4 protein-coding genes and 1 pseudogene are annotated in these 5,492 nt (G+C 74.0%); 4 read left to right on the forward strand and 1 reads right to left on the reverse strand.

Features of this window, described 5'->3' with window-relative positions:
- Window positions 1-103: 103 nt before the first annotated feature.
- Window positions 104-2,266 carry a S9 family peptidase gene (locus EEJ42_RS34750; protein ID WP_123106157.1) on the reverse strand — a complete coding sequence of 721 codons (2,163 nt, stop codon included), beginning with the start codon at window positions 2,264-2,266 and terminating at the stop codon, window positions 104-106.
- A 388-nt stretch (window positions 2,267-2,654) separates the two neighbouring features.
- On the opposite strand from EEJ42_RS34750, the gene EEJ42_RS34755 reads away from it, so the two are divergent.
- The 4 genes and pseudogenes from EEJ42_RS34755 to EEJ42_RS53360 all read left to right on the forward strand — a co-directional run.
- The gene (locus EEJ42_RS34755; protein WP_009715279.1) at window positions 2,655-2,849 is read left to right on the forward strand and encodes a hypothetical protein; all 195 of its coding nucleotides are present in this window, start codon (window positions 2,655-2,657) and stop codon (window positions 2,847-2,849) included.
- Window positions 2,850-2,964: 115 nt separating this feature from the next.
- A complete protein-coding gene (gene mshB / locus EEJ42_RS34760; RefSeq protein ID WP_123106163.1) occupies window positions 2,965-3,849 on the forward strand; it encodes an N-acetyl-1-D-myo-inositol-2-amino-2-deoxy-alpha-D-glucopyranoside deacetylase in 885 nt (294 codons plus the stop codon).
- A complete protein-coding gene (locus EEJ42_RS34765) occupies window positions 3,846-4,214 on the forward strand; it encodes a DUF6113 family protein (protein WP_123106159.1) in 369 nt (122 codons plus the stop codon). Before mshB ends, EEJ42_RS34765 begins: the two co-directional genes overlap by 4 nt.
- Window positions 4,215-4,420: 206 nt before the next feature.
- Window positions 4,421-5,492: pseudogene (locus EEJ42_RS53360) on the forward strand (hypothetical protein); the annotation flags it as partial.

Consider the following 5,492-nt stretch of genomic DNA (forward strand, 5'->3'; position numbering starts at 1 on the left):
CCCGCCGCTCCGCCGGGCTACGCCCCGCCGCCTCCGGCCGCCCCGCCCACGGCACCGCCGCCTCCGCCGTCCCCGCCGCCGGGCTGGTGAACCGGGGACACCTCTAGAGCCCCAGCGACCGCTTCAGGAAGTCGACCTGGAGCAGGAGCAGGTTCTCGGCGACCTGCTCCTGCGGGGTCATGTGCGTCACCCCGGACAGCGGCAGCACCTCATGGGGGTGCCCGGCGGCCAGCAGGGCCGAGGAGAGCCGCAGCGAGTGGGCGACGACCACGTTGTCGTCCGCCAGCCCGTGGATGATCATCATCGGGCGGGCCGGGCCCTCCGCCACGCCGGACAGCCCCTCGTCCGTCACCAGCGAGTTCGCCGCGTACACCGCGGGCTGCTCGTCGGGGTGGCCCAGGTAGCGCTCGGTGTAGTGGGTGTCGTACAGCCGCCAGTCGGTGACCGGCGCGCCCACCACTGCCGCGTGGAAGACGTCGGGGCGGCGCAGCGCGGCGAGCCCGGCGAGGTAGCCGCCGTAGGACCAGCCGCGGATGGAGACCCGTCCGAGGTCCAGCGGGTAGCGCCCGGCGAGCGCGGTGAGGGCCTCGACCTGGTCCTCCAGGGTGATGGCGGCGAGGTCGTCGCGGACGGCCTTCTCCCAGGCGGGGGAGCGCCCGGGGCTGCCGCGCCCGTCGGCGACGATCACCGCGAAGCCCTGGTCGGCGAACCACTGCGAGGTGACGTACGCGTTGTGGGCGGCGACCACGCGCTGGCCGTGCGGTCCGCCGTACGGATCCATCAGGACCGGCAGCGGCCCGTCGCCCTCGTCGTACCCGGTCGGCAGGAGCACCGCGCAGGGGATGTCGTTCTTGCCCGCGAAGGTGAGCTGCGGGCGCGCGGTGATGACGGGGGTCTCGGCGTACGAGGCGATCTCGGCGACCGTCTCCGCCGCCCCGTGGTCCGTGGCCCGCAGCAGCTCCACGCGGGCACCGGGCCGCTCCGGCTCGGCGTGGCTGAGCACGACGAGCCGGTCGCCGCGCACGGCGGAGTGCACGGCAGGGAAGGGCCGCTTGCCGACCGGCTCCCAGCCGCCCTGGTCGCCGCTGCCGCGGAACCAGGCGCGGTGGACGTCGAGCTCGCCGGGCTGGTCGGGCAGCGCGGCCTCGGCGCCGGGGGCGGCGGAGAACAGCACGTCGTCCTCGCCGACGGAGAGCACCGCGCGCACCTGGAGGGCGCCGGAGGTGAGCTTGCGGTCGCCGACCATCAGGGCTCGGGCGCCGCCCTCGTCCGCGATCCGGACGAGCCGCCCGTCGGGGGTCCAGGCGGGCACGCCGGGGAAGAGATCCAGCCATACGGCGTCCTCGTCGGCGTGCACGGTGCTGGTCCGCCCGCTCCCGGTGTCCACGGCCAGGTAGAGCTGACTGCGCTGGTCCCGGGCCTGGACGAGGAGCAGCGGCGGACCGTAGGCCGACCAGTGCACCCGGGCGAGGTAGGGGTAGCGCTGCCGGTCCCACTCGATCTCCGTACGGGAGCCGTCCAGGCCCAGCAGGACGAGCCGCACCTCGGCGTCGGCGGTGCCGGCGGCCGGGTAGGCGACCTCGGTGGGCGCCTGGCCGGGGTGCGCGGGGTCGGCGATCCACCAGCGGCGTACGGGGGCGTCGTCGGCGCGGGCGACCAGCAGGGTGTCGCTGTCCGGGGACCACCAGAAGCCGCGCGTGCGGTCCATCTCCTCGGCCGCGATGAACTCGGCGAGACCGTAGGTGACGGTGTCGGCCTCCGGTTCGGCGAGCGCCCGGTCGCCGTCGCCGCCGGTGCCCGTGACGCGCAGCGCGCCGCCCGCCACATAGGCGACGTGGCGGCCGTCGGGGGAGGGGCGCGGGTCCACGACGGGACCCGGCGCGGGCAGCTCACGGGACTCGCCGCCGGTCAGGTCGGAGACGAACAGCCGCCCGGAGAGGGCGAAGGCCGCCGTCTCGACGGACTGGTCCACCGCGTAGCCGACCACCCCGGCCGACCCCTCGCGGCTGCGCTCGCGGCGCGCCCGCTCCTCGGCGGACAGTTCCTCGTCCGCGCCGCCGAGCAGAGCCACCGGATCGGCGGCCGGGTACTCCCGCCGCCCGGCGACGTCGTACACCCACAGCAGGCCCGCCCGGTCGGTGCCGCCGCGGGACCGCAGGAAGACCACGCGGGAGTCGTCGGGGGCCACGCTGAAGGCCCGGGGCGCTCCGAGGGTGAAGCGCTGGGTGCGCGCGTGCTGCCGAGGGAAGGAGAGCTGTCCGGTCATAGGGCGAGCGTACGGGTCATGAAGATCACGAGGGGCGTACTGACCGGTACACGCGTCGGGGCCGCAAGGGGTGTCGTATCGATCGGGCCGGACCGGCCCGTGCCGTCGCTTGCCCGGGGCCCTTGCCCTCTCTTGCCAGGGGCACGGTCCAGCCGTCCTGGGGGTGAGAACAAGCCAGCTTCGTCGGCGGTGAGATGGCGGATAAGCAGCGGGAAGTCTTCCTGGCCAGGCGCCAGTTCGTGCGATCAGGCATGCGCCCCTGTCATGCTCCCGTGCACCGACTCGTGCGCACGCGCCGATAGTTATGATCGATTGCGCATAGTGGGTAGGCCCCGTGTGGCATCAATATGTTGTCTGTCCGAGCGCGTGTTCCTGGAGGTGAGTCGCTGTGGCGCTCTCGATCTCGTTGTCTGTGCTGCTGCTGATCATCGTCGTCATGCTCGTCAACAAGGCCGGGCTGAAAACCGCGCACGCGCTCATCTGTGTGCTGCTCGGTTTCTACCTGGCCAGCTCGTCGGTCGCGCCGACCATCGACGACCTCACCACCAACGTGGCGAACATGATCGGGGACGTGAAGCTCTGAGCCATCGGGAACCACTCTGAGCCATCGGGAACGACCGGCGACGCACGAGCGATGATCCACGGGGGCCCGTGCCCGCGGTCCGCGGGCACCGGTGGGCGAATCGTAGGCTGTGGGCATGACCGTTCTTCCCGCCCGTCGTCTGCTCCTGGTGCACGCGCATCCGGATGACGAGTCGATCAACAACGGCGCGACCATGGCCAAGTACGCGGCCGAGGGTGCCCACGTCACCCTGGTGACCTGCACCCTCGGTGAGGAAGGCGAGGTCATTCCGGCGGAGCTGGCCCACCTCGCCGCCGACCGCGACGACACCCTCGGCACCCACCGGATCGGTGAACTCGCCGCGGCCATGAAGGCGTTGGGCGTCCAGGACCACCGTTTCCTGGGCGGTCCGGGCAGATATCGCGACTCGGGCATGATGGGCGCCCCGCAGAACGGCCGCCCCGACTGCTTCTGGCAGGCCGACCTCGACGAGGCCGCCTCCCACCTGGTGGCCGTGATCCGCGAGATCCGGCCGCAGGTCCTGGTGGCGTACGACGCCGACGGGGGCTACGGACACCCCGACCACATCCAGGCGCACCGCGTCGCCATGCGCGCGGTGGAACTGGCCGCGGATCCGGTCTACCGTCGTGACCTGGGCGATCCGCACGAGATTCGCAAGGTCTACTGGAACTGTGTGCCGCGCTCGGCCGTCGAGGAGGGCTTCGCGCGGCTCCGGGCGGCGGGCGAGGAGGCCCCCTTCCCCGGTGTCGCCACCGCCGACGACGTACCGGGCGTGGTGGCGGACGCGGAGGTCTCGGCGGTGATCGACGGCACCGCGTACGCCGACGCCAAGACCGCCGCGATGCGCGCCCACGCCACCCAGATCGCGGTGGACGCGCCGTTCTTCGCGCTCTCCAACGACCTGGGTCAGCCGCTGCTCGTCCACGAGCACTACCGGCTCGTCAGGGGTGAACCGGGAGCGGAGCGCGAGGACGACCTGTTCGCGGGGGTGACGGCATGACGGCCGCCCGTCTCGCGGGATACGCGCTGCTCGCCGCCCTCGGGGCGCTGGTCGCCGTCGCGGGCGCGGTGGTCCAAGGGCTCTGGTTCCCCGGCGGGTTGCTGCTCGCGCTGCTCGGCCTCGCGGCCGTGTGCTACGGCGGCGTGAAGGCGACCGACCGGCGGATGGGCGGCGGCCTGCCCGCCGGGGCGTGGACGCTGGTGGTCCTGCTGCTGACCAGCACCCGCCCGGAAGGGGACTTCCTCTTCAGCGCGGGCCTGGGGTCGTACGTCTTCCTGCTGGGCGGCATGTTCATCGGTGTGATGTGTGCCACCCTGCCGGTGGTCTCGCAACCGGGCGCGCTGGCCGCCCGACTTGGTAAGTGACGTGACGTTTACGGCGTGACGCCCCCGGGACCCGGCGCGATGTTCCCGGGTTCCCGGACGGTCCTCCGCCGACGCACGAGGTCCACAAGGTGCGGCCATGGGGCGGCCGTCAAGTACGCGACCGCGGCGCCCAGTATGGTGGTGCGCGCCGCCGAGCCGCCCGCGCGAGGTCTGACGGGCGGCGGAGCTAACTGGGAGAACCTGCTTTGAGCCGTGAATCTGACAGTTCGTCCTCCGGGGCCCGGGGGGGTAGCGGCGGTGCCGCCTATCCGTCGGGCACCCCGCCGTACGGATCCCGCCTGTCCCCGTCGCCGGAGGCCCTCCAGGGCGGCGTCGGTGACGGTGAGGCGGATGCCGCGGCCAAGCCGGAGGATCCGAAGACCGAAACCACTCTGACGACCCGCATCCGGATCAACATCCCGGGTTCGCGGCCCATTCCGCCGGTCGTCATGCGCAAGACCGTCGACGGGGAGGGCGTGCCCGCACCCCGCTCCGGTGAGGATGACGGGGACGACGAGCGCACCGGAGCCACGCCCCGGCCCGATGCCGTCCGCAGCCCGGAGCTGGGCGCGGCGGCAGCGGAGGGGCGCGCGGACGCCAAGGACCGCGAGAGCCGCGAGAAGGGCGGCAAGGGCGGCAAGAGCGACGGCGACAAGACCAGCGACTGGTTCGCGCCGCCCCGCCGCCCCAAGGGCTCCTCGACCACCCAGAGCACCCCGCTGCCTCCGGCGCCGGAGACCACCCAGCAGTTCCCCGCCCCGACCCTGGGCGGCGGAGCGCAGGCCGACCTGCCGTACTTCACGGACGGCGGCGGCCTCCCCGGAGCGCCGGAGCCCAGCGGCCCGACGACCGGCCCGGTCACCGGCGAGATGCGGATGCCCGGTGCCCCGGCGCGGGACGAGGACCTGCTGGCGCCGCCCGGTCCGGGCACGCCCACCGGCCCGGGCTTGTCCGACAGCTCGGGCGTGGGCCCGCTGAACGGCGCGGCCGGGCAGCCCCCGACCCCGCCCGGCGGCTCGCCGCTGGGCAGCCTCGGCGCCACCACGGGCGCGACCCCGATGGTGCAGCCCGGTCCGGCCGGTCCGCTGGGCGGTCCCGGTGCGGACGCCGACCCGTCGCCGTCGCTCTTCCGCGACCCCGAGTTCACCGCCCCCAGCGGGGCAGACCAGGCGTCCAGCGACACCCTGGTCAGCGGGGTGCCCGTGGTGCCCCCGGCCGACGCCGCCTCCGGTCCGCCCGCCGGGCCGGGCCGGGCCGGGCCGCCCACCGGGGACAGCG

The sequence above is a fragment of the Streptomyces botrytidirepellens genome, from assembly GCF_003721215.1.
Taxonomy (GTDB): Bacteria; Actinomycetota; Actinomycetes; order Streptomycetales; family Streptomycetaceae; genus Streptomyces; species Streptomyces himastatinicus.